Raw genomic sequence first — 22,167 nt, 5'->3', positions numbered from 1 at the left:
AGGCCACTATTAATGCAATTTATTATAATAGCACAAGTGAAGATTTATGTCAACAATTCCCCATAAAAAAATAAGGGCAAAATTTTTGCCCTTATTTTATTTCTACTTTTGCACCAACTTCTTCGAATTTTGCTTTGATTTGATTTGCTTCGTCTTTGCTTACTCCTTCTTTAACTGGCTTTGGAGCACTTTCTACTAAATCTTTTGCTTCTTTTAGTCCTAAGCCTGTTACTTCTCTCACAACCTTGATAACTTTTATCTTGTCGCTACCTACTTCTTGTAAAATAACATCAAATTCTGTTTTTTCTTCAGCTGGTGCTGCTGCTGGTGCTCCAGCTGCTGGAGCTGCTGCAACTGCTACAGGAGCTGCCGCAGATACGCCAAATTCCTCCTCTAAAGCTTTTACCAATTCAGCTAATTCTAGAACTGTCATATTTTTTATGGCTTCCAAAATTTCCTCTTTGTTCATTTTCTCTACCTCCATCTTAAAATTTTTATTTTTGTTTTCAAGCTTCAGCTTGCTTTTTCTCTTTCACTGCATTTAAAGCATAAAGCAGGCTTCTCAACGTGCCAGACAACACGAAAACGAGGTTGGTAATAGGAGCTTTCATGCTGCCCAAAGCTTTCGCCACAAGCTCTTCTCTTGAAGGAAGCTCTGCCAAAGCCTTAATTTCCTCAACTGTCACTAACTTCCCATTTACAAGACCTGCTTTTAACTCAATTCCCTTGTGGTCTTTCATAAATTCCACAAGAACTTTAGCAGGCGCAACAGGGTCATCATATCCAAAAGCTACAGAAGTTGGCCCTTCAAAATATTTAATTAAATCATCTCCATAGCCTAGTTCCTTAGCTGCAATAGTCATTAAAGTATTTTTGTAGACTTTGTACTCAGAATTAGCTTCTCTAAATTTGCGTCTTAATATAGTATCATCTTCTACAGTCAAGCCACTAAAGTTTGAAAAAATCACTGTTTGTGCTTGTGACAATTTGTCTTTAAACTCTGCTACGATTTGTTGCTTTTTCTCTTTTGCTGTGCCCACCTTCCCACCTCCTTAAAAAATTTAAAAAGGATCCCGTAGACACGAGGATCCCTTTTGGGAATTTATTTCTAAAAACCTCGGTGGGATTTACGTGCAAAAGCACACCCACTGTCTACGGTCTTTTTATTCAATTTCAACGTCACTTATTATACCTTACATCTTTTTGTCTGTCAACAACTTTTATTAAAAAATCTTTAAAGGATTAACCTTCACACCTGGTCCCATTGTAGAAGATAACACTAGACTTTTGATGTATTGTCCTTTTGCGGCTGCTGGTTTGGACTTGATTATAGCATCCATAACTGCTCTGAAGTTTTCTAATAACTTCTCTTTCCCAAAGGATTTTTTCCCTATAGGAACGTGAATTATACCTGCTTTATCCACCCTGTACTCAATCTTACCAGCTTTAATTTCTTTAATAGCTTTTTCTAAATCAAAAGTCACAGTACCTGATTTAGGGTTTGGCATTAATCCTTTTGGACCTAATATTTTACCTAATCTCCCTACAGCTCCCATCATATCAGGAGTTGCAACTACAACATCATAATCAAACCAATTTTCATTTTGAATTTTTGCAACTAATTCTTCTGCTCCCACATAATCAGCACCTGCTGCTTCTGCTTCTTTAGCTTTTTCCCCTTTTGCAAAAACTAATACTTTCACACTTTTTCCTGTTCCGTGAGGAAGCACTACTGTACCTCTTACCTGTTGGTCAGCATGTCTTGGGTCAACACCTAGTCTTACAGCTAAATCAATTGTTTCGTCAAAATTTGCCTTTGCAGTTTTCAAAACAATATCTATTGCTTCATCGCTGGAATACTGCTGTGTTTTGTCATATAACTTTAAGCTCTCTAAATATTTTTTCCCACGTTTCATTTTCTAACCTCCTTGTGGTATTATCGGACTTTCCTCCCACTTATTTTTATACAATCTCTATACCCATGCTTCTTGCAGTACCTGCTATCATCCGCATAGCAGCCTCTATATCAGAAGCATTTAAGTCTTTCATCTTGATTTCAGCAATTTCTCTAAGCTGCTCCCTTGTAATTTTTCCTACTTTTTGTTTGTTAGGTTGCGGAGAACCTGACTCTATTCCAGCTGCCTTTTTGAGTAGCACAGCTGCTGGTGGAGTTTTAGTTATAAAACTAAATGACCTGTCTGCATATATTGTAATAACAACAGGAATTATTAGCCCTGCGTCTTTGGCTGTCCTTTCATTGAACTCTTTACAAAAAGCCATTATATTAACACCGTGAGGTCCTAAAGCAGTACCTACTGGTGGCGCAGGAGTAGCTTTTCCCGCTGGCAACTGTATTTTTACAACTGCTGCCACTTTCTTTGCCATGATTACACCTCCTTACCAAATTAAAATAGCTTATGAGTTTCTACTTTTATATTTTTTGAAGTTGTACAAGGTCAAATTCAACCGGTGTCTCTCTCCCAAACATGGAAATTAAAACTTTCGCCTTTTGTCTTTCTGGATAAATCTCTTGAACTACTCCAATAAAATTCTCAAAAGGCCCAGAAATAACCCTGACAGTATCTTTTACATTAAGGTCAACTGCAGTTGGAATCTCTTTTATACCTAAAGCTCTAACTTCCGCTTCAGTTAATGGTACAGGTTTAGATCCAGGGCCTACAAATCCTGTAACACCCCTGGTATTTCGCACAACGTACCAAGTATCATCTGTCATAACCATTTTCACCAAAACGTAACCCGGGAAAATCTTTCTCTCGACAGTTTTCTTTTTACCGTCTTTAATCTCAACAACTTTTTCCGTAGGTACGATGATTTGGTGAATTAAATGCTGCAAATTCCTATTCTCTACAATTTTCTCTAAATTAGCCTTAACTTTGTTTTCATATCCAGAATAGGTATGAACCACATACCACTTTGCATTTTCTTTTTCTGGCATAGTCAACCTCTGGGGACTCGCCCCAACCTCCTTTAAACTTTAATAATGAGCTTTAATAGATAACTAAAAACTGAGTCAATCAAAAAAATGAATACTGTAAAAAGAGCTACTACTATTAATACAATTTCAGTATAAGTTATCACAGTTTTTCTGCTTGGCCATGTCACCTTTTTCATTTCTGCCCTTATATCTTTGAAAAACTTGACAATTTTTCTTCCTTCACCGGCCATTTCCTCACATCCTCTTGAAGTTTTAAAAACTACTTAGTCTCTCTATGCAAGGTATGCTTTTTGCAGAATTTGCAATATTTCATTAATTCTAACCTATCAGGGTCATTCTTCTTATTTTTTGTCGTATGGTAGTTTCTATTTTTACACTCAGTACATGCCAACGTAATTTTTACTCTCAATTATTACACCTCCCGGTGATTCGACTGCTTAGTCAAATTTATCATAAATATAACTTGTTGTCAATCACAAAAATAAAAAGTCTGTGTCAAAGATTTATAGGTAGCTCATTGGTTGACATTTTGCACAGTTTGCTAAAGCATTGATTTAACCCAAAAGAAGCCAGGCTTGAACCCGGCTTCTCTTTATTCTATGATAGCTGACACGACGCCAGCACCTACTGTACGGCCGCCTTCTCTTATAGCAAACTTCAAACCTTCTTCCATCGCTATCGGTGTTATTAACTCTACTTTTATCGTTACGTGGTCACCTGGCATCACCATCTCTACTCCATCCGGCAAGTTTATTACACCTGTAACGTCTGTCGTCCTAAAGTAAAATTGTGGCCTGTATCCATTGAAAAATGGTGTGTGCCTTCCTCCTTCTTCCTTCGTCAATACGTAAACTTGTGCCTCAAATTTCGTGTGCGGCTTTATCGTCCCTGGCTTCGCTAATACTTGCCCTCTCTCTACTTCGTCCCTCTGTACTCCTCTTAATAATACTCCTATGTTGTCTCCTGCTTGCGCCTCATCCAGTGTCTTCCTGAACATCTCTACCCCTGTTACTACTGTCTTCCTTGATTCCGTCGTCAATCCTATTATCTCTACTTCGTCTCCTACCTTTACCTTCCCTCTCTCTACTCTCCCTGTCGCAACAGTTCCTCTTCCTGTTATCGTAAATACGTCCTCTACTGGCATTAAGAATGGCTTGTCTATGTCTCTCTCCGGTGTCGGTATATATTCGTCTACTACATCCATTAACTGCCATATCTTCCCGCACCATTCGCACTCTCTCTTGCCACATCCACACTCTAATGCCTTAAGTGCTGACCCTACTACTATCGGTGTGTCATCCCCCGGAAACTCATATTCATTCAATAATTCCCTTACTTCCATCTCTACTAATTCTATTAATTCTGGATCGTCTACCATGTCTGCCTTGTTTAAAAATACTACTATATATGGCACTCCTACCTGCCTCGCCAATAATATGTGTTCCCTCGTCTGTGGCATCGGTCCGTCTGCTGCTGATACTACTAATATCGCCCCGTCCATCTGTGCTGCCCCTGTTATCATGTTCTTTACATAGTCAGCATGTCCTGGACAGTCTACGTGCGCATAGTGCCTCTTCTCTGTCTCATATTCTACGTGAGTCGTGTTTATCGTTATTCCCCTTGCTCTCTCCTCCGGCGCCTTGTCTATCTCGTCATATCCCTTCGCCTCTGCCATTCCTGCCTTCGATAATACCATCGTTATCGCTGCTGTCAACGTCGTCTTACCATGGTCTACGTGACCTATCGTCCCTACGTTTACGTGGGGCTTCTTCCTCTCAAATTTTTGCTTCGCCATCCTCTTTTCCTCCTTTACTTCAATAAACTTGTCCTGGTGTTTCTTAAAATTGTGTCATAAAAGTAACCCTTTATACATTAATAGGATTAAAAAGCACAACTTCTATGATAAAAAAAAACATCAATAACAAAATTGGAGCCCGCGACCGGGATCGAACCGGTGACCTCCGCCTTACCAAGGCGACGCTCTGCCTACTGAGCTACGTGGGCAAAAGGGAATATCACGACTCCGATTTTTGATTTTACTATAAAGTCTTCTAAATGTCAATAGTTAGCTGTTTCTCATTTCAAGATATCTTTCTAATTTTCTTTTTACCCGTTGTAGAGCATTGTCTACGGATTTAACATGCCTATTTAAATCTTCAGCAATTTCTTGATATGACTTACCATCTAAATATGATACCAAGACCTCCCACTCTAACCCACTCAACAATTCTTCCATCTTGCTCTCAATGTTAACGTATTCCTCTTTGCTTATTATTAACTCTTCAGGGTCAGCAATGCATTGGGTAGAAACAACGTCCATAAGAGTCCTATCAGATTCTTCATCAAAGATGGGCTTATTGAGGGAAACATAAGAATTAAGGGGTATGTGCTTCTGCCTTGTTGCGGTTTTAATAGCAGTAATAATTTGACGAGTCACACATAATTCCGCAAAAGCTTTGAAAGAGGTGAGCTTGTCACTTTTGTAATCTCGAATTGCTTTATAAAGGCCTATCATCCCTTCTTGAATAATATCTTCCTTATCGGCACCTACTAAAAAATAAGCGCGAGCTTTTGCTTTTACAAAACTTTTATACCTTTCAATAAGGTACTCTAAAGCAATTTCGTCTCCTTTTTGAGCTCTAAAAACGACCTCCTCCTCTTCCATTTGGTCATATGGTTGATAGTAATCCTGCTGCGCCCCAGATTTCACAATACCGCCCCCATTTATTATTCCGGCAACTTTATACGTTATAATTATACATTATATTGGTAAAGGTAGTCAAGCTAATTTTAACTGTTTTCTGCCATTTTGCGCAGTTTTTTTACTATTTCATTATCAAGTCGCTCTTCCAAATTGTCTTTATAAATTGTATTCACATAGCTTTTTTTATGGCTTTCAATATATTTATTCATTTCCTCGTAAAGCTCTCTTGCAGACATTCTTATTGCACCATGAGCTAAAACCACCTGCTGCACAGTCCAATCGGAACTTACCACAATTACTTGCTCCTTTTTCGCTAATTCCACTACTTTTAACTCTATAAAATGATCTGCCGATTCGCCTTCTCTTGTGTAAACGACCTCAATACCACTAATTTCTTCATGTTTTTCTAGACTTCCTTTTACATACATTGCATCAAAAACTAATATTATATTTATCCCCGAATATCCTTTAAAATCAGCCAACATATCTATTAACTTGTCCCGCGCATCTTCCAAGTTTTTTTGCGCTTCTTCTTTTAGTATCTGCCAATTATTTATTACATTATAACCATCCACCAACATGTACAAGGACATCACGCCTTATCTTTTCTTTTTGAAACTACTTGATAAATTAAAATGGAGGCTGCTACAGAAGCATTTAAAGAGTTTATCTTACCCTTCATGGGGATTTTGACTACAAAATCACAATTTTGTAAAACTAATTTCGAAACCCCTTTTCCTTCATTCCCAATGACAAAAGCAACAGGAAAATCATAATTCAGCTCTTCAAAACTTTTTTCCGCATTTACATCCGTTCCAACAATCCACAAGCCTCTTTCTTTTAAATCTCGTATTGTATTGTTAATATTTGATACTTTTGCTATTCTCATATGTTCTACTGCTCCAGCAGAAGTTTTTACAACAGTAGCATTAACTCCTACTGCCCGCCTTTTTGGAATTATTATCCCATGGACCCCAAAAGCCTCTGCGCTTCTTATAATCGCACCTAAATTGTGAGGGTCAGTTATCTCATCTAATATCAACAAAAAAGGCTTTTCTTTCTTTTGTTCAGCATATTCCAAAAGGTCATCTACTTCAAAGTATTTATAGACAGCAGATAAAGCTACGACCCCTTGGTGATTTTGACTACCGGCTAGTTTACTTAAAGTATCATTATCAGTAGTAGAAACTACAATACCTGCTTCTTTGGCAAAATTTATTATCTTTGAAATATTTCCTCCTGCTGTTTTAGAAACATATATTTTTTCAATTTCCTTCCCACTTTTTATAGCTTCGATTACTGGATTTCTACCAAAAATTACATTCTGCTCTTCCATAATCATCACCTATTCTTCAATAACTTGTACAGAAAGCTCAAGAATGTTTTTTAATCTTTCAAATTCTCCTGCAAGATATAGATAACCTAGCAAAGCTTCAAATCCCGTAGCATATCTATAGGCCTGTACTTCTACTCCTTTAGGTGTAGTATTAGACTTCATATTCCTTCCTCTTCTAACTATATCTTTTTCCTCTTCTGAGAGAAGATCATAAATTCTTTTTACAGATTCTGCCTGAGCTTTGGCTTTTACGTACTTAACTGTCTCTTTGTGCAAAAAATTAACAGGCTGATTTTTTTGGGCCACAATTTTGGTGCGAATGTATAAACTATACACAGCATCTCCAATAAAAGCTAAAACAAGGGGGGATAAACTTAACACCCCCTCCTTCGTAAGTAACTCTGTATTTTCCAAAAACCCCATCATACTCTTTTCCATCTTACTCCCTCTGGTGTGTCTTCCAAAATTATTCCTTTTTCTCTCAGTCTATCTCTTATTTCATCAGCTAACTTCCAATTCTTTTCTTTTCTTGCTTTTTGCCTTTCTTCTATTAAAGCAAGTATTTCTTCATCATTGAGCTCAGTCTCCACGCCTCTGTAAGAAAGTCCTAAAATTTCTGAGAGTTTTAAAAATATATCTAAAATATATTCTACCAATTTCTTCGAAGAATTTCCACTGATATTTGTATTAGCAGTTTTTGACATTTCAAACAAAACCGATATGGCATCCGCAGTGTTAAAATCGTCATCCATTGCATCTTCAAATTCCTTTTTATATTCTTCAAACTTTTCCTTTATTCTCTTTTCTTCTTCGTTTAATTCCCTGTCTTTGCACACAGTAAGCAAATGTTTTAAATTGGCCACCGCATTTAACAATCTTTCATAAGCGGACTTAGCCTGCTCCATTAAATCTAAACTAAAATTAATGGGACTTCTGTAGTGAGCCATAAGCATAAAAAGTCTTAAAACTTCAGGATTGTATTTCTCTGTTATTTCTCTTACTGTAAAGAAATTCCCTTTAGATTTTGACATCTTTTCATTGTTTATATTTAAATACCCTATGTGCATCCAATATTTGGAAAACGGTTGACCATATGCTGCTTCGCTCTGAGCAATTTCGTTCTCATGATGAGGGAATACCAAATCAGGACCTCCTGCGTGGATATCTAAAGTTTTCCCCAAATATTTCGTAGACATAACAGAGCATTCTATATGCCATCCTGGTCTTCCCTTTCCCCAGGGACTATCCCATGCAGGTTCACCGGGCTTTTGAGCTTTCCAGAGAACAAAATCCAATGGATTTTTCTTTTCTTCGTTTATCTCAATTCTTGCCCCTGCTTGCAATTCTTCTATATTTTTGTGAGAAAGCTTTCCATAATCCTTAAATTTCGCAGTTTCAAAATAAACATTTCCATTTACCACATAAGCATATCCTTTGTCGATTAAAATCTTTATAAATTCGATTATATCTTCTATATGCTCTGTCGCTTTAGGATGAACTGTTGCTCTTTTTATACCCAAATTATCTGCATCTATAAAATATTCTTCTATATATTTTTCCGCTACTTCTTTTGTAGTAACATTTTCTTCTTGGGCTCTTTTAATTATTTTATCGTCAATATCAGTAAAATTTTGAACGTAATTTACTTTATAACCTTTATATTCTAAATATCTTCTCACTGTATCAAATACAATAAAAGCCCTTGCATTTCCTATGTGGATGTAATTATATACAGTAGGTCCACAAACATACATGTTCACTATCTTATCATTTAAAGGTTCAAATTCTTCTTTTGTCCTTGAAAGAGTATTATACAGCTTCATCTTTCTCTCCCTTCCTTTCAATTAAAATTTGCTCTAACCTCTCAATCCTCTTTCTCAATTTTTGCAATTCCTCTTCCACAGGGTCAGGAAGTTTACCATGCTCTAAATCTACCACATACGGAGAAGCTATACGTATATTATCTTTTTTCACACAGCGAGCAGGTACTCCGACTACTGTGCTATTAGGTGGTACATCTTTTAATACAACTGCTCCTGCACCTATTTTTGAATTTTCTCCCACTACAATAGGACCTAATACTTTAGCTCCACTTCCTATAACTACATTATTTTTTATAGTAGGATGTCTTTTTCCTTTTTCTTTCCCTGTACCTCCTAAAGTTACCCCTTGATATATTGTCACATTATCACCAATCTCTGTAGTCTCCCCAATTACAACTCCCATGCCATGATCGATAAAAAATCTCCTACCTATCTTAGCACCGGGATGTATTTCAATCCCTGTGAGAAATCTATTAAACTGTGAAATAAGCCGCGGGATTAAAATTAACCCTTTTTTATATAAATAATGAGCAATTCTGTGTAGTATTATGGCATGAAGCCCGGGATAACATAATATAACCTCCAGCACACTTTTGGCAGCAGGGTCTCTTTCAAAAATAACTTGGATGTCTTCTTTTAAAGTTTTAAACATACCAAACACCTCCTTAAAAATTTACCCCCCTCATCTCAGAGACGAGGGGGGGACTCCCGTGGTTCCACTCTGCTTGAGTTTTAAACTCCACTCATTTTAGATAACGGCAAAGGCCGGTAACCCCCTACTAAAATTTCAGGGATACAGCTCGGAGATGCACTTCTTATAACATATCCTCGAGCTACTCGCAGCCTATGGTAGCTCTTCTCTGAAGGCTTATGTTATAATACTCTTCTCCTCATCGCTTTTTACTTTATTAAATTTATCGCTTTTTTCAGCCTATTTATCACTTTATCCTTCCCCAAAAGAGGAATAATCTTCACCAATTCAGGTCCATGGTCTTCTCCTGTTATTGCTACTCTGATTGGCATGAAAAATTCTTTCCCTTTTACCTTGGTTTCTTTTTGCAATTTTTTAAGCAAATCTTTAACATATTCCTCTGTTATTTCATCAGCTTCCTCTATGACTTTTTTAACTACTTCTAGTACAATTTTACTATTTGGGCTATTCAATATTTTCACCGTTTCATCAGAATACTCAACTTCTTCTACAAAAAACATCTTAGCTTTCTCAGTAATTTGAGCCACATATTGGAGTCCATCTTTGTAAAGGGATATTACATCCTTTAGCCAATTATACACCATATCATCTATTCCGTCAATGTATCCTGCCCTTCTTAAATGTGGAATAGCCAAATCTACAATTCTCTCAATAGAACTTTTTTGTATATACTGTTGATTCATCCAATTAAGCTTTTCAATATCAAAGACAGGATTAGCACTGTGAATCCTTCTGAAATTAAATTTCTTTATTATTTCTTCTTTTGACATGATTTCTACATTATCCTCCGGTGACCAACTTAAAAGAGATAAAAAGTTAAACATAGCTTCTGGCAAATATCCCAATTCTCTATACTGGCCTATATAAGTATTCCCATGCCTTTTAGAAAGTTTAGTCCTATCTGGTCCCAATATTAAAGGCGCATGGGCAAACTTAGGAATTTCAAATCCTAAAGCCTTGTAAATGAGTATCTGTTTCGGAGTATTGTATATATGGTCTTCTCCTCTTATGACATGGGTAATCTTCATAAGAGCGTCATCTATTACAACTGCAAAATTGTAAGTAGGCATTCCGTCTGATTTGACAATTACCATGTCCCCGCCTAAAGTATCACTTTTTATTGTAATTTTTCCTTTTATCATGTCTTCAAACTCTATAACTTCATCGTCAGGAATAATAAACCTTATTACAGGTTTTCTTCCCTCTCTTATAAAAGCCTCTTCTTGCTCCTTTGTAAGATACCTACACCTTCCAGAATAACAAGGTATATCTCCTCTTTCTACTGCCTTTCTTCTATCTTCTTCTAATTCCTCCGGAGTACAATAACATCTATATGCCTTTTTTTCTTCAATAAGTTTCTGGGCAAATTTATGATAAATTTCAAGTCTTTCACTTTGCCTATAAGGGCCATAGGGACCTGGTTTATCTGGTCCTTCGTCCCATTCTATACCTAACCACTCTAATTCTTTAAAAATTAATTCTTCAAACTCTTTTGAAGACCTTTCTAAGTCCGTGTCTTCAATCCTTAAAACAAAAGTAGCCCCTTCACTTCTTGAAAAAAGATAATTAAATAAAGCAGTTCTTATATTCCCTATATGAATAGCTCCAGTTGGGCTTGGCGCAAATCTAACTCTCAAATTGTTCATGTGTGTCACTCCATCCTTTTTTAGTTAATACTTTATACTAGATTTAATTATAACAAATTTTGAGCTTTTTAAATAGATGAAGTGACAATTGTGTGTGTAAAATTTTGTAGATTAGGTGACGTTTTGCGCAAAGCGCGCGACTTGACTGAACAGTTGCTAAACTTAGCGAGCCCGAAAGATGAAGGCGGGGCCGGAGGCAAGGATGCCGGAGGCGGGCACCTGAGGCATGGAAGCCACCTGACGTAGGAACCCCGCTGGAGTCTGAGGTCGAGCGTTAGTTTAGCCTGTGAGGTCACCGGAGCAAGTGGTGCAAAACGTCAGCTTTAAAAAACTTTATTTTAAATTCATGTATTTTACCTTCACTGTAGGAATAGCACTTAATTCCTCCTCAAATTCCTCCATAAATTTTTGTTCTCCTCTTACATTTAAAGTAATAAGACCGCTGCCATTTTGTGAATCATGTATTCCAAACCTTGCAATTATTTGGTCACCGTATTTTGTCAAAACTTCTTGAACTTTTGGTCCAAATTCGCTCCTTTTCTCCACACTGATACCCATTATATAAATATTCACAAGAGTCCCTCCTTTTTATCAACCTTTTGACAAATATTTTTTCACATACAAACTTTCTTTATGCAAAATAAGGGATTCCTTTTAAGAAATCCCTTACATTTTCTCTTTTATAATATTTTTCACCTTTTCTACAACATCAGAAATTTTTACCTCTTCTGCTTCTTCATTTTCTCTCAATTTTATTTCCACTATTCCATCATCTACTTTTTTCCCAACTGTAATCCTTATAGGTATTCCTAACAAATCGGCGTCATTAAATTTGACACCAGCTCTTAAATCTCTATCATCTATTAAAACCTCTATTCCCTCTTTTTGCAAAGCAGCATATATATCTTCTGCTACTCGATTTTGAGCTTCATTAGAAACATTGACAGGCACTATAATCACATGATAGGGTGCAACACTCATAGGCCATATAATACCTTTCTCATCATGGTGTTGCTCTATAATAGCCGCCACCGTTCTATTAATTCCTATTCCATAGCAGCCCATTATAATTGGCTTTTCATTCCCCTCTTCATCTACATACTTAGCTCCCAATGCATCACTGTACTTTGTCCCTAACTTAAAAATATGTCCTACTTCTATACCTCTGTCAATTTTAAGCGGTGAACCACACCTTGGACACTTATCTCCTTCAATAACATTTTTGATATCCGCCACAACATCAGCTTTAAAGTCTCTACCATAGTTGACATTTTTAATATGATAATCTGTCTCGTTTGCTCCTACTATAAAATTCCTCATTTGCGGAATCTCATTATCTACTATTATCATTACTTCTCCTTTTAATCCTATAGGTCCTGCAAATCCCACTTTTGCTCCTGTAACCTTTTCCACTATTGATGCATCTGCCAATTCTAACTCCTCTTCTCTTATTCCTAAAATATTTAAAAGCTTTGTCTCGTTTAAGTCTCTATCTCCTCGAACTAATGCTGCTACAACGTTGTCCTTTGCCTTGTATATAAGAGTTTTTACAAATTTATTAGGAGTAATTCCCAAAAAATTAACCAACTCTTCAATTGTTCTAACATTTGGTGTATATACTTCTTCTTTTGGCAACATCTCTTCAACTATTTCTTGATTGATAAGGCATTCTGCCTTTTCCTCATTTGCAGCATAACCACAATTGTCACAGTAAGCTATTACTGCTTCCCCTACACCAGAAATTACCATAAACTCTTTTGAGTCTTTTCCTCCCATAGCACCTGAATCAGCTTCTACGACCAAATATTTAAGTCCACATCTATCAAATATTCGGCAGTAAGCCTCATACATTTTATTAAAGGACTTATCCAACCCTTCCCAATCCATATCAAAGCTGTAAGCGTCCTTCATTATAAATTCTCTACTTCTCATGACGCCAAATCTCGGGCGCCTTTCATCTCTAAACTTAGTTTGAATTTGATATAAAATAAGAGGAAGCTGCCTATAAGACTTCACTTCATTTCTAATAAGGTCTGTAAAAACCTCTTCGTGTGTAGGCCCTAAGCAAAAGTCCCTTTCATTTCTATCTTTTAGCTTAAACATCTCAGGGCCAAATACATCCCATCTTCCACTTTCTTTCAAAAGTTCTGCTGGAATAAGAGCAGACATTAATACCTCTTGACTGCCAGCTCTGTCCATCTCTTCTCTTACAATTTGCTCCACTTTTCTAAGTACCCTTTGTCCTAATGGCAAGTAAATATATACCCCTGAAGCCAATTTCCTCATCAATGCAGCCTTTAACATTAAAATATGGCTGGGAATTTCAGCTTCAGCAGGAATTTCTCTTAAAGTCGGAACTAACAGCTGCGATAGTCTCATCTTCATCCTCCTAAGTACATAATTTTAAGTAAATTTTATTTTACCTACTTTTTTATGTCAACACCTAATTCTTCTAAACTGACAATAACATAGGCTTTTATTCCCTCTTGTCTACCTGTAAAACCTAATCCTTCCTCTGTTTTTGCTTTTACATTTATTCTTTTTTTCTCAATTTTTAATAATTCCGATAATTTTATTCTTATTTGCTCTTTATAAGGAGATAACTTAGGCCTTTGCGCTACAATAATACAATCCACATTATTTACTCTGAATTTATTCTCTATTATTGCCAACACTTTTTTTAATAAAAGGCTACTATCAATATCTTTATAGGCTATCTCCGTATCAGGAAAGTGCTCCCCTATATCCCCTAAACCAGCTGCTCCTAAAATAGCATCAATTAAGGCGTGTATCAAAACATCTGCATCAGAATGGCCTGCCAAACCTTTATCATAGGGAATTTCTACTCCTCCCAGTATTAACTTTCTTCCTTTTTCAAACTTGTGGACGTCATATCCTAACCCTACTTTCACTTCAATCATCCTTTACGCTAAAATTCCCTTCTTTATCAACTTCTAAACTCATGCTTACACCTCTTGCAAAGCGAGATGATTTAATCTTTTTTACAAAATTCCCTTTATTAGTCTCAATATATACCTCCGAAACAAAAGGCTCTCTTACAGAAATGCGATATTCCCCTTCAGGTTTTAAATTTAGATGCCACACAAATTTGCCAAAGATATCATAACTTATAACATTTTTACTTCTATCTAACACTACTATTTTCTTGTCTGTTATCATGCTCAAATATGATACAACTTTTTCTAAAATAGAAACTTGGGGCTTTTCTTTAATACCCAATATTTGTTGCAAATAAGGAATGGAATCATTTAAAATTCCAATATGACCTGTTTTTACAATAAATTTTTCTCCTTCTACTCCTAACGCGCTCTTTTTAAGGACTGTACCGTCCCCTTTATTGTCCCTTATTACACCTACTGGTTTGCCATCTGGCCATACTATGTCACTTACTGGTTTTCCTACTTGAATAAACTTATTAGTATATATTCCATCTCCTGAAAAAACATAGATTTTCTTGACTCTGTCGTATAAAACTCCTACTTGTTTATTTAGACTATTCAAAAACTCATTTATAACTTTCATATACTCTATATTTTTAAACAAAATTTTATTATATCTCGTAGGATACATAAAAAGATAGTTACCATATTCTTTAGAAGGCATTAAGTCTTTTACAGAAGGAATGTATTTTCGAATAACAGTTATTGCATCAGTTTCCCCTTTAATTTTTGAAAAAATCCATAAAAATCCTTTAAAGAGCATGTTTATAAAATCATCATCTTCTGGGGCTACAGTACCCCCCTCCCAACCATAATAAGCATTTGCCGCTCCAAAATGGGGAGTAGCTAAAAATATCAATCTAGCCACATCAAATTGATATTTATCGCTCTCTATATAACTTCTCGCTAAAAGTCCTCCCATGCTATGGCATATCAAATCTACTTTATGGCTGCCAGTCTTAGCTTTTGCCTCTTCAATAGTCAGTTTAAGGGTATCAACAGAATCCGGCACACTTTTCCACCATTCATAATAACATATAAATAGATTTTTCCCTTCTACTAAGCCTAATTTGCCCAAATTTTCTATAAAAGGATTATAAGCATAAGCCGCAGGACCAAAACTCCATATTTTCCCTAAAGGAGTTGGAGTAAAAATAGAACCAAACATCCCGTGTACAAAAACTACAGGGTTATCCATAAAATCACCCTCATACAATTTAATAGAAAATTCTCTATTAAATTATATGAGGATTCGCGAAAAACGTTATTTTTTTAAAAAAGCCTCTGCTACAATCAAATCCTCGGGCGTAGTTATCTTTATATTTCTATAGTCCCCTTCAACTACTTTTACTTTATAACCCAATCTCTCCACTAATACTGTGTCATCTGTCCCCAAAAAACCATCCTCCAGTGCCTTTTGATGAGCTTTAATAATCAAATTCCTTTCAAATACCTGAGGGGTTTGAATTGCCCATAAATATTTTCTATCAGGGGTATTTAAAATAAAATTTTTCCCATCAACTACTTTTATAGTGTCTTTGACAGGTACTCCCAATGCTACTGCTTTATGCAAATAAGCTTCTTTTAAAGCTTTTATAACTGTTTCTTTCTCAACTAAAGGCCTTGCTCCATCATGAATTGCTATAATTTCGCAATCTTCCTTTGTATTTGTAATTCCATTATAAACAGAATACTGCCTTTCACTACCTCCTTCTACTAATTTAATTGGTTTTTTGAAAATATACTTTTTTACTACATTTTCTTGGCAATATTCCATTTCTTCCTTTGATACAACAACAACAATTTCCTTAATCCAATCAATTTCATCAAAGGCTTTGAGAGAATAATACAAAACTGGTTTACCTGCTATAGTAAGGTATACTTTATTTACTGTGTGCCCCATTCTAATGCCCTTACCTGCCGCCACTATTACCGCACTTACATTCATTTTCTCTACCTCACAAGTAAAATAATGCACACTCCAATTATATCATTTCCACATAAAAAAACACAGGTTTCCCTGCGTTTTTCATATAGCCTTTTCTTGTTCTGCCTGTTTGGGCTTTGCAAATATCATCCTTCCTGCGGCAGTTTGCAAAACACTAGTAACAAGCACTTCTATGGTATTACCTATGAATTTTTTGCCACCGTCTACAACAATCATCGTACCATCGTCCAAATAAGCAACTCCTTGGCCGGCCTCTTTGCCATCTTTAATAACTTGCACTACCATTTCTTCTCCAGGAAGAACAATTGGTTTTACTGCATTGGAAAGTTCATTTATATTCAAAACAGGGACCCTGTGAAATTCTGCTACTTTGTTTAAATTATAATCATTAGTTATTATTTTGCCTTTTAGCATTTGGGCAAGTTTCAAAAGTTTTGTATCTACTTCTGCCGCATCAATTTCCTTATCTACAATTTCTACTTTGATATTTAACTCATTTTGTATCTTATTTAAAACATCCAGTCCCCGTCTACCCCTATTTCTCTTTAAAGAATCTGAAGAATCTGCAATATGCCTTAATTCCTCTAATACAAAAGCTGGAATTATTAAAGGTCCTTCAATAAAGCCCGTCTTACATATGTCAAATATCCTGCCATCTATAATTACACTGGTATCCAAAATTTTTGGAATTCCACTATACTCGTTTTTAACAGTCTTTTGCGGTCCCAACTTTTTCATAAAAGAAAATACATTTAAAATATCATCTTTTTTCTTTAAAGAAATTCTAATGCCCAAATACCCCAAAAACAAATTCAAAAGAATTGGCACTACTTTTCCTACAACTAAGATAGGATAAAGAGGCGCGCTTAACAAATTAGCCACAATAAGCCCTACTATTAGCCCGAATGCTCCTATTAAAATTTCATCAATCGGCATATTCTGAAGTTTTGCTTCCAACCACTGTTCAAAGTCTTTCCCCCACTTTATAAATTTAGGAGAAATGACGTAAAATATGATTCCACCTATTAAAGTACCTATAATATAAGCTATCACTGTTGAAAAATAATTTAACTGTATAGGCACAAAATTCTGATCTTTTACAAGATCTAGCAAAAGCTTTGTCAATTCAAAACCCGCTGCCATTCCCAGTAATCCAATTCCACCTCTTATAATTTTATACAACATATTATCACCTCCTATCTCTATTATTGGCTATTTTTCTCATTATTATAAGCAATATAGGGGGAATAATTAAAAATATTTCACAATTTTTACACGTATAAAGTGGTTGTTAATTACAGTATACTACTTATGTAGATGGATTGTCAATTTAACAAAAGATTAAAATTACATTAATGCTATATAATGTATTTAAATGCCATTCTAAATATTGACATGGTAATGGTTTAAGTCTATAATAAAAGCAAGAGAAATCTTAAAAACTCATAGAACGGGAGTGGACAAAAAAATGAAGGATATTATTGTAGACGACCTTCAAAACACAGTAGATGAATACCTTCTGCGCCATAGAAGTATTATGGATATAATGACAAAAATACAAGAGAGCAGTGCCCGCATAAATAGAGCTGTTGCTAAATCAGTAACCGAGTGCGGTTGCATAAGGATAAATGCTAGCAAACAAGAAACTCCCCCGGATGCAACTTTGGAAGAGGCCCACAAATATTTCAAAACCCATCTTGAAGGCCAACTCTGTGAAAACTGTAAAGAAGTTATAGAAGCAGAAATAGGTAACAATGTATTTTACATAATCGCTTTGTGTAATGTTTTAGGGCTTAATTTTTACGATATACTTCTTAAAAAACACAAAGAATTGAACACTTTAGGCATATTTAACATGTTATAAAATAAGCGTCTCTTCTATGGAGACGCTTTAGTTTGTTGACAAAGTTAAAAAATATTCAAAGGAGATATTTTGCATCGTCGCTCCGATGTTCCAAAGCGACAAAACTAAAGCTCGACCTTCAGGTTCCGGCAGGGTACCGGGCACAATCGGCATCCATGCCTTAAGGTGCCCGCCTCCGCCATCCGTGGCTTCGGCCCTGCCTCCACCCTCGGTCTTGCTAAGTTTTGTTAGCGCTTTGTAACAAGTCGCTCCTTATGCAAAATATCTCCTTTACGAAAGTTTGTCTACAGTCTGAAGCGTCTTCCTTATGAAGACGCTTTTTGTTCTCTTTCTCTCAAAAAATCCATAATATCCTTTATGTCCTTTATTTTAGTAACCTTTATATTCCCAAACTTTTTTATTTCTTTTGTTTTCATCTCAGGAATAAAAACTTGAGAAAATCCCATCTTTTGTGCTTCACCTATTCGTTTATCTATATTGCTGACTCCTCTTACTTCTCCCGTCAATCCCACCTCTCCTATAAAACAAACATCTTCAGGAATAGGTATATTAAAATATCCAGAAAGAGATGAAGCAATTATTCCAAGGTCAGCAGCTGGCTCTTGAATTTTCATTCCTCCAGCCACATTTACATATGCATCAAATTGTGAAAGATTTATGCCCAGTCTTTTTTCTATAACTGCCAAAAGCAATATAAAGCGATTGTAGTCAAATCCAGTGGCCATTCTTCGCGGCACTCCAAAAGTAGTCTTACATATCAAAGACTGAACTTCCATTAAAATTGGCCTCGTCCCTTGAATAGAAGATACAACAGCAGTCCCTGAAACATCTTTCGGCTTATTTGAGAGAATAAATTCAGAAGGATTGCTTATCTCACAAAGCCCATCCTCCTCCATATCAAAAACTCCTATTTCGTGAGTTGCGCCAAAACGGTTTTTTACAGCCCGCAATATCCTAAAAGACTGGGTCCTATCCCCTTCAAAATATAAAACCGTGTCCACCATATGTTCCAAAACTTTGGGTCCCGCTATTGCTCCTTCTTTTGTAACATGCCCTATCAAAAAAATACTTATGTCTTTTTGTTTTGCAATTTCCATCAGCTTTTGAGTCACTTGTCTTATCTGAGACACACTTCCCGGTATTGTCTCACTTTCCTCAGTGTATATCGTCTGTATAGAATCAATAATAACAAAATCCGGCTTATTCTCATCAATTTTTCTCTCTATCTCTTCTATATTTGTTTCGCACAAAAGATATATTCGCTGTTTCTCTTTCAAAATTCTATCTGCCCTCAATTTAATCTGTTGAACTGATTCCTCTCCTGACACATAAAGTACCTTCCTGCTATCAGAAATATTACCTGCTACTTGTAATAGCAAAGTAGACTTCCCAATTCCTGGGTCACCACCTATTAAAACAAGAGAACCTTTTACAATTCCGCCGCCTAAAACCCTGTCAAACTCTTCAATCCCTGTCCTTATTCTTTCCTCTTCTGAAAAAGTTACATCTTCAAGAAGGTATATTTGTGATCTATCTTTAGTTTTCCTAAAATTTTTTGAACTCTCTATAGCTTCTTCCTCAAAAGAATTCCAGCTGTCACAATTAGGACATCTTCCCATCCATTTACTACTTTCAAAGCCACACTCTCTACACACAAACTTTGTAGTTGATTTGGCCATACCTCCACCATCTTTCACAAAATTCTCTTTTAATTATATCACACTTTTAAACCTCTCCTATAAAAAAGACTTAGCCCGAGGCTAAGCCTTTTTTATAGCGTCCTTTTTCACAAACTCTATTTTTCCGTCTTTTGCAGTTACAATAAGTTCATCTCCTGGCTTCACTTCTCCTTGCAACATAAGTTCAGACAGTTGATTCTCTACAATTCTTTGTATAACTCTTCTTAAAGGCCTTGCACCGTAGTTGGGGTCATATCCCTGTTTGATAATTTCCTCTTTGGCTTCAGGAGTAAAGTCCAGTTTAATGTCGTTCTCTTTTAGTCTGTCATTCAATTCTTTAATCATTATATCAGCAATCTTTTCAATATCTTCTTTTGAGAGTTGATGAAATACAATTATCTCATCCACCCTATTTAAGAATTCAGGTCTAAAGGTCTTTCTCAACTCTGCCATCAATGTTTCTTTTATTTTGTCATAAGAGGCTTTGTCTTCTTTTTCTTGAGGCATAAATCCTAAAGTAGATTGCTTTTTCAAAAGTTCTGCTCCCACGTTTGATGTCATGATTATAACGGTATTTTTAAAGTCTACAGTTCTACCTTTTGAATCTGTGAGTCGTCCATCTTCTAATATTTGAAGGAGAATGTTAAACACGTCAGGATGCGCTTTTTCAATTTCATCCAGCAAGATTACTGAATAGGGTTTTCTTCTTACTTTTTCTGTTAATTGTCCTCCTTCTTCAAATCCTACATATCCTGGAGGTGAACCAATAAGTTTAGAAACGGTGTGTCTTTCCATGTATTCTGACATATCAAGCCTAATCATAGCATTTTCGTCACCAAAAAGAGCTTCTGCCAAAGCCTTTGTAAGTTCTGTTTTACCAACACCAGTAGGCCCCAAGAAGATAAATGAACCTATTGGCCTTTTTGGATCTTTTAAGCCTACTCTTGCCCTTCTTATAGCTCTTGCCACTGCTTCTACTGCTTCATCTTGTCCTATAACTCTTTCATGCAATACCTCCTCTAAGTGGAGCAATCTCTCTGATTCCTCTTCAGCTAACTTTTTAACAGGTATTCCTGTCCACAGAGATACGACTTGTGCGATTTCTTCAGGTCCTACACTTTTTTCATTAGAAAGAGAATTTTGTTGCCATTTAGCTTTTAATTTTTCTAATTCTTCTCTCAATTTTTGTTCTTCATCTCTTATTTTTGCAGCTTTTTCGTATTCTTGAGTTCTTATCGCTTCTTCCTTCTCTTTTATAAGGTCATTGATTTTATCTTCCAGTTCTTTTATCTCTGGAGGAGCTGTCACTGTCTTTAGTCTTACGCGAGAAGCTGCTTCATCTATTAAGTCTATAGCTTTATCAGGTAAAAATCTATCTGCAATATATCTGTGAGAAAGTCTAGCTGCTGCTTCTAAAGCTTCGTCAGTAATTTTAACCCTATGATGGGCTTCATACTTATCTCTCAAGCCCTTTAATATCTCAATAGTCTCCTCCACAGTTGGTTCATCTACAATTATTGGTTGGAATCGTCTCTCTAATGCAGGGTCTCTTTCTACATATTTTCTGTACTCATCCAAAGTAGTAGCTCCAACTACTTGAATTTCACCTCTTGCAAGTGCCGGTTTTAGAATATTTGATGCATCTATTGCACCCTCTGCTGCACCTGCTCCTATCAAAGTGTGCATCTCATCTATAAATAGTATCACATTTCCTGCCTTTATAACCTCATTTAATACTGTTTTTAACCTATCTTCAAATTCGCCTCTGTACTTTGTACCTGCTACCATAGAAGCCATGTCTAAAGTTACAACTCTTTTATCTTTCAAAATTTCAGGAATTTCTCCTTCTACAATCTTTTGCGCAAGACCTTCTACAATAGCAGTTTTACCGACACCCGGTTCACCTATTAGGACAGGGTTATTCTTTGTCCTTCTGCTTAAGATTTGTATAACTCTTTCAATCTCTTTTTCTCTTCCTATTACAGGGTCAAGTTTGCCGTCTCTTGCAAGCTCAGTTAAATCTCTTCCAAATTGATTTAAAGTAGGTGTATTGGTATTTTTAACTTTTGCAGCCTTTGCAGGTCCTCCTGCAGGCTCTTCATTAAGCATTTTTACAATCTCCTCTCTCACCCTATTGAAATCTATACCTTGTTCCATTAAAATTCTTACAGCAACTCCTTCGCCTTCTCTTAAAAGTCCTAACAAAATATGCTCTGTCCCTACATAGCTGGTATTAAATCTCCTTGCCTCACTAAGACTCAATTCCAATACCCTTTTAGCTCGTGGTGTATAACCTACCACGTCTCCTGGAATATTTCCCATTCCAATCAAAGACAATACCTTCTCTCTTGTAGTTTCATAAGTTACTCCCAGTTTTTTTAAAACTCTTGCTGCAATTCCTTCATCTTCTTTTAACAATCCTAATAAAATGTGTTCTGTCCCTACATAGTTATGATAAAAAGACCTCGCTTCCTCTTGAGCCAAATAAAGAGCTTTTTGAGCTCTTTCTGTAAATCTTCCAAACATCGCCATAACAAAC

Annotated in this window: 24 protein-coding genes, 1 tRNA gene and 2 other annotated features; of the genes, 1 reads left to right on the top strand and 24 read right to left on the bottom strand. The window is 36.1% G+C overall.

The genetic code is table 11. The features are described from left to right. Positions 1–91 precede the first annotated feature (91 nt). The 22 genes from rplL to THEBR_RS01755 all read right to left on the bottom strand — a co-directional run bounded on the left by rplL (position 92) and on the right by THEBR_RS01755 (position 17,270). On the bottom strand, positions 92–469 hold the full coding sequence (gene rplL / locus THEBR_RS01855; protein ID WP_003870271.1) for a 50S ribosomal protein L7/L12: 378 nt from the start codon (positions 467–469) through the stop codon (positions 92–94). A gap of 37 nt (positions 470–506) precedes the next feature. Next, on the bottom strand, positions 507–1,040 hold the full coding sequence (gene rplJ / locus THEBR_RS01850; protein WP_004402359.1) for a 50S ribosomal protein L10: 534 nt from the start codon (positions 1,038–1,040) through the stop codon (positions 507–509). Positions 1,041–1,053: 13 nt separating this feature from the next. Beyond that, positions 1,054–1,176 (bottom strand) — a sequence feature (ribosomal protein L10 leader region). A 47-nt stretch (positions 1,177–1,223) separates the two neighbouring features. After that, positions 1,224–1,916: a 50S ribosomal protein L1 gene (gene rplA, locus THEBR_RS01845; RefSeq protein ID WP_012268990.1), complete on the bottom strand. Its 693-nt coding sequence runs from the start codon at positions 1,914–1,916 to the stop codon at positions 1,224–1,226. 46 nt (positions 1,917–1,962) lie between these two features. Beyond that, positions 1,963–2,385, bottom strand: a complete 423-nt coding sequence (rplK, locus tag THEBR_RS01840; protein WP_003868695.1) for a 50S ribosomal protein L11 — start codon at positions 2,383–2,385, stop codon at positions 1,963–1,965. A 46-nt stretch (positions 2,386–2,431) separates the two neighbouring features. Next, complete coding sequence (gene nusG / locus THEBR_RS01835; RefSeq protein WP_003868694.1) at positions 2,432–2,956, bottom strand: transcription termination/antitermination protein NusG; 525 nt, start codon at positions 2,954–2,956, stop codon at positions 2,432–2,434. Between the two features lie 32 nt (positions 2,957–2,988). Continuing rightward, a complete protein-coding gene (secE, locus tag THEBR_RS01830; RefSeq protein ID WP_012268989.1) occupies positions 2,989–3,186 on the bottom strand; it encodes a preprotein translocase subunit SecE in 198 nt (65 codons plus the stop codon). Positions 3,187–3,215: 29 nt separating this feature from the next. Next, positions 3,216–3,365 carry a 50S ribosomal protein L33 gene (gene rpmG, locus THEBR_RS11700; protein ID WP_004402360.1) on the bottom strand — a complete coding sequence of 50 codons (150 nt, stop codon included), beginning with the start codon at positions 3,363–3,365 and terminating at the stop codon, positions 3,216–3,218. Positions 3,366–3,548: 183 nt separating this feature from the next. Then, positions 3,549–4,751, bottom strand: a complete 1,203-nt coding sequence (gene tuf / locus THEBR_RS01825) for an elongation factor Tu (RefSeq protein ID WP_003870265.1) — start codon at positions 4,749–4,751, stop codon at positions 3,549–3,551. Between the two features lie 133 nt (positions 4,752–4,884). Further along, positions 4,885–4,960, bottom strand: a tRNA-Thr gene (locus THEBR_RS01820). Between the two features lie 61 nt (positions 4,961–5,021). Beyond that, positions 5,022–5,666 carry an RNA polymerase sporulation sigma factor SigH gene (gene sigH / locus THEBR_RS01815; protein WP_009052839.1) on the bottom strand — a complete coding sequence of 215 codons (645 nt, stop codon included), beginning with the start codon at positions 5,664–5,666 and terminating at the stop codon, positions 5,022–5,024. A gap of 80 nt (positions 5,667–5,746) precedes the next feature. Continuing rightward, positions 5,747–6,253, bottom strand: a complete 507-nt coding sequence (locus tag THEBR_RS01810) for an NYN domain-containing protein (RefSeq protein ID WP_003868438.1) — start codon at positions 6,251–6,253, stop codon at positions 5,747–5,749. Continuing rightward, positions 6,253–6,996 carry a 23S rRNA (guanosine(2251)-2'-O)-methyltransferase RlmB gene (gene rlmB, locus THEBR_RS01805; protein WP_012268988.1) on the bottom strand — a complete coding sequence of 248 codons (744 nt, stop codon included), beginning with the start codon at positions 6,994–6,996 and terminating at the stop codon, positions 6,253–6,255. The genes THEBR_RS01810 and rlmB overlap by 1 nt, the downstream gene beginning before the upstream one ends. Positions 6,997–7,005: 9 nt before the next feature. After that, complete coding sequence (locus tag THEBR_RS01800) at positions 7,006–7,434, bottom strand: Mini-ribonuclease 3 (protein WP_003868435.1); 429 nt, start codon at positions 7,432–7,434, stop codon at positions 7,006–7,008. Then, positions 7,419–8,819 (bottom strand): cysteine--tRNA ligase, encoded by a 1,401-nt coding sequence (gene cysS, locus THEBR_RS01795; protein WP_003868434.1) that lies wholly within the window; start codon positions 8,817–8,819, stop codon positions 7,419–7,421. Before cysS ends, THEBR_RS01800 begins: the two co-directional genes overlap by 16 nt. Further along, a complete protein-coding gene (cysE, locus tag THEBR_RS01790; protein ID WP_003868433.1) occupies positions 8,806–9,471 on the bottom strand; it encodes a serine O-acetyltransferase in 666 nt (221 codons plus the stop codon). Before cysE ends, cysS begins: the two co-directional genes overlap by 14 nt. Before the next feature lie 34 nt (positions 9,472–9,505). Further along, positions 9,506–9,722 (bottom strand) — a binding site (T-box leader). Beyond that, on the bottom strand, positions 9,720–11,177 hold the full coding sequence (gene gltX, locus THEBR_RS01785) for a glutamate--tRNA ligase (RefSeq protein WP_012268987.1): 1,458 nt from the start codon (positions 11,175–11,177) through the stop codon (positions 9,720–9,722). Its footprint overlaps the feature before it by 3 nt. Positions 11,178–11,510: 333 nt before the next feature. Beyond that, a complete protein-coding gene (locus THEBR_RS01780) occupies positions 11,511–11,750 on the bottom strand; it encodes a hypothetical protein (protein WP_003868431.1) in 240 nt (79 codons plus the stop codon). A gap of 93 nt (positions 11,751–11,843) precedes the next feature. Then, the gene (locus THEBR_RS01775) at positions 11,844–13,556 is read right to left on the bottom strand and encodes a proline--tRNA ligase (RefSeq protein ID WP_012268986.1); all 1,713 of its coding nucleotides are present in this window, start codon (positions 13,554–13,556) and stop codon (positions 11,844–11,846) included. A gap of 44 nt (positions 13,557–13,600) precedes the next feature. Next, positions 13,601–14,098, bottom strand: coding sequence for a 2-C-methyl-D-erythritol 2,4-cyclodiphosphate synthase (gene ispF, locus THEBR_RS01770; RefSeq protein ID WP_012268985.1), 498 nt, complete (start codon positions 14,096–14,098; stop codon positions 13,601–13,603). Further along, positions 14,091–15,335 (bottom strand): lipase family alpha/beta hydrolase, encoded by a 1,245-nt coding sequence (locus THEBR_RS01765; RefSeq protein WP_012268984.1) that lies wholly within the window; start codon positions 15,333–15,335, stop codon positions 14,091–14,093. The genes ispF and THEBR_RS01765 overlap by 8 nt, the downstream gene beginning before the upstream one ends. 66 nt (positions 15,336–15,401) lie before the next feature. Then, on the bottom strand, positions 15,402–16,085 hold the full coding sequence (ispD, locus tag THEBR_RS01760; protein ID WP_012268983.1) for a 2-C-methyl-D-erythritol 4-phosphate cytidylyltransferase: 684 nt from the start codon (positions 16,083–16,085) through the stop codon (positions 15,402–15,404). An 81-nt stretch (positions 16,086–16,166) separates the two neighbouring features. Next, on the bottom strand, positions 16,167–17,270 hold the full coding sequence (locus THEBR_RS01755) for a PIN/TRAM domain-containing protein (protein ID WP_012268982.1): 1,104 nt from the start codon (positions 17,268–17,270) through the stop codon (positions 16,167–16,169). A 283-nt stretch (positions 17,271–17,553) separates the two neighbouring features. Here THEBR_RS01755 and THEBR_RS01750 point away from each other — a divergent pair, with 283 nt between their 5' ends. Further along, positions 17,554–17,949 carry a nucleoside triphosphate pyrophosphohydrolase family protein gene (locus THEBR_RS01750; protein WP_003868425.1) on the top strand — a complete coding sequence of 132 codons (396 nt, stop codon included), beginning with the start codon at positions 17,554–17,556 and terminating at the stop codon, positions 17,947–17,949. A gap of 305 nt (positions 17,950–18,254) precedes the next feature. On the opposite strand, the gene radA is transcribed toward THEBR_RS01750, so the two are convergent. Continuing rightward, positions 18,255–19,628 (bottom strand): DNA repair protein RadA, encoded by a 1,374-nt coding sequence (gene radA / locus THEBR_RS01745; RefSeq protein ID WP_012268633.1) that lies wholly within the window; start codon positions 19,626–19,628, stop codon positions 18,255–18,257. A gap of 81 nt (positions 19,629–19,709) precedes the next feature. Next, positions 19,710–22,160, bottom strand: a complete 2,451-nt coding sequence (locus tag THEBR_RS01740; protein WP_012268632.1) for an ATP-dependent Clp protease ATP-binding subunit — start codon at positions 22,158–22,160, stop codon at positions 19,710–19,712. Positions 22,161–22,167 lie beyond the last annotated feature (7 nt).

This window comes from Thermoanaerobacter brockii subsp. finnii Ako-1 (assembly GCF_000175295.2).
Taxonomy (GTDB): domain Bacteria; phylum Bacillota; class Thermoanaerobacteria; order Thermoanaerobacterales; family Thermoanaerobacteraceae; genus Thermoanaerobacter; species Thermoanaerobacter pseudethanolicus.
Note: the sequence above shows the minus strand (reverse complement) of the source record. Positions and strands in the feature narration are given on the sequence as shown.

Bases quoted from the DNA above. Each gene is read 5' to 3' on its own strand.
- cysS (WP_003868434.1), bottom strand. From the start codon at position 8,819: ATGAAGCTGTATAATACTCTTTCAAGGACAAAAGAAGAATTTGAACCT.
- nusG (WP_003868694.1), bottom strand. From the start codon at position 2,956: ATGCCAGAAAAAGAAAATGCAAAGTGGTATGTGGTTCATACCTATTCT.
- rplL (WP_003870271.1), bottom strand. From the start codon at position 469: ATGAACAAAGAGGAAATTTTGGAAGCCATAAAAAATATGACAGTTCTA.
- THEBR_RS01750 (WP_003868425.1), top strand. From the start codon at position 17,554: ATGAAGGATATTATTGTAGACGACCTTCAAAACACAGTAGATGAATAC.
- THEBR_RS01800 (WP_003868435.1), bottom strand. From the start codon at position 7,434: ATGGAAAAGAGTATGATGGGGTTTTTGGAAAATACAGAGTTACTTACG.
- rlmB (WP_012268988.1), bottom strand. From the start codon at position 6,996: ATGGAAGAGCAGAATGTAATTTTTGGTAGAAATCCAGTAATCGAAGCT.
- radA (WP_012268633.1), bottom strand. From the start codon at position 19,628: ATGGCCAAATCAACTACAAAGTTTGTGTGTAGAGAGTGTGGCTTTGAA.
- gltX (WP_012268987.1), bottom strand. From the start codon at position 11,177: ATGAACAATTTGAGAGTTAGATTTGCGCCAAGCCCAACTGGAGCTATT.
- THEBR_RS01740 (WP_012268632.1), bottom strand. From the start codon at position 22,160: ATGGCGATGTTTGGAAGATTTACAGAAAGAGCTCAAAAAGCTCTTTAT.
- rplK (WP_003868695.1), bottom strand. From the start codon at position 2,385: ATGGCAAAGAAAGTGGCAGCAGTTGTAAAAATACAGTTGCCAGCGGGA.
- cysE (WP_003868433.1), bottom strand. From the start codon at position 9,471: ATGTTTAAAACTTTAAAAGAAGACATCCAAGTTATTTTTGAAAGAGAC.
- THEBR_RS01765 (WP_012268984.1), bottom strand. From the start codon at position 15,335: ATGGATAACCCTGTAGTTTTTGTACACGGGATGTTTGGTTCTATTTTT.
- ispD (WP_012268983.1), bottom strand. From the start codon at position 16,085: ATGAATGTAAGTGCGGTAATAGTGGCGGCAGGTAAGGGCATTAGAATG.
- tuf (WP_003870265.1), bottom strand. From the start codon at position 4,751: ATGGCGAAGCAAAAATTTGAGAGGAAGAAGCCCCACGTAAACGTAGGG.
- rplA (WP_012268990.1), bottom strand. From the start codon at position 1,916: ATGAAACGTGGGAAAAAATATTTAGAGAGCTTAAAGTTATATGACAAA.
- THEBR_RS01810 (WP_003868438.1), bottom strand. From the start codon at position 6,253: ATGTCCTTGTACATGTTGGTGGATGGTTATAATGTAATAAATAATTGG.
- secE (WP_012268989.1), bottom strand. From the start codon at position 3,186: ATGGCCGGTGAAGGAAGAAAAATTGTCAAGTTTTTCAAAGATATAAGG.
- THEBR_RS01755 (WP_012268982.1), bottom strand. From the start codon at position 17,270: ATGTTGTATAAAATTATAAGAGGTGGAATTGGATTACTGGGAATGGCA.
- ispF (WP_012268985.1), bottom strand. From the start codon at position 14,098: ATGATTGAAGTGAAAGTAGGGTTAGGATATGACGTCCACAAGTTTGAA.
- THEBR_RS01775 (WP_012268986.1), bottom strand. From the start codon at position 13,556: ATGAGACTATCGCAGCTGTTAGTTCCGACTTTAAGAGAAATTCCTGCT.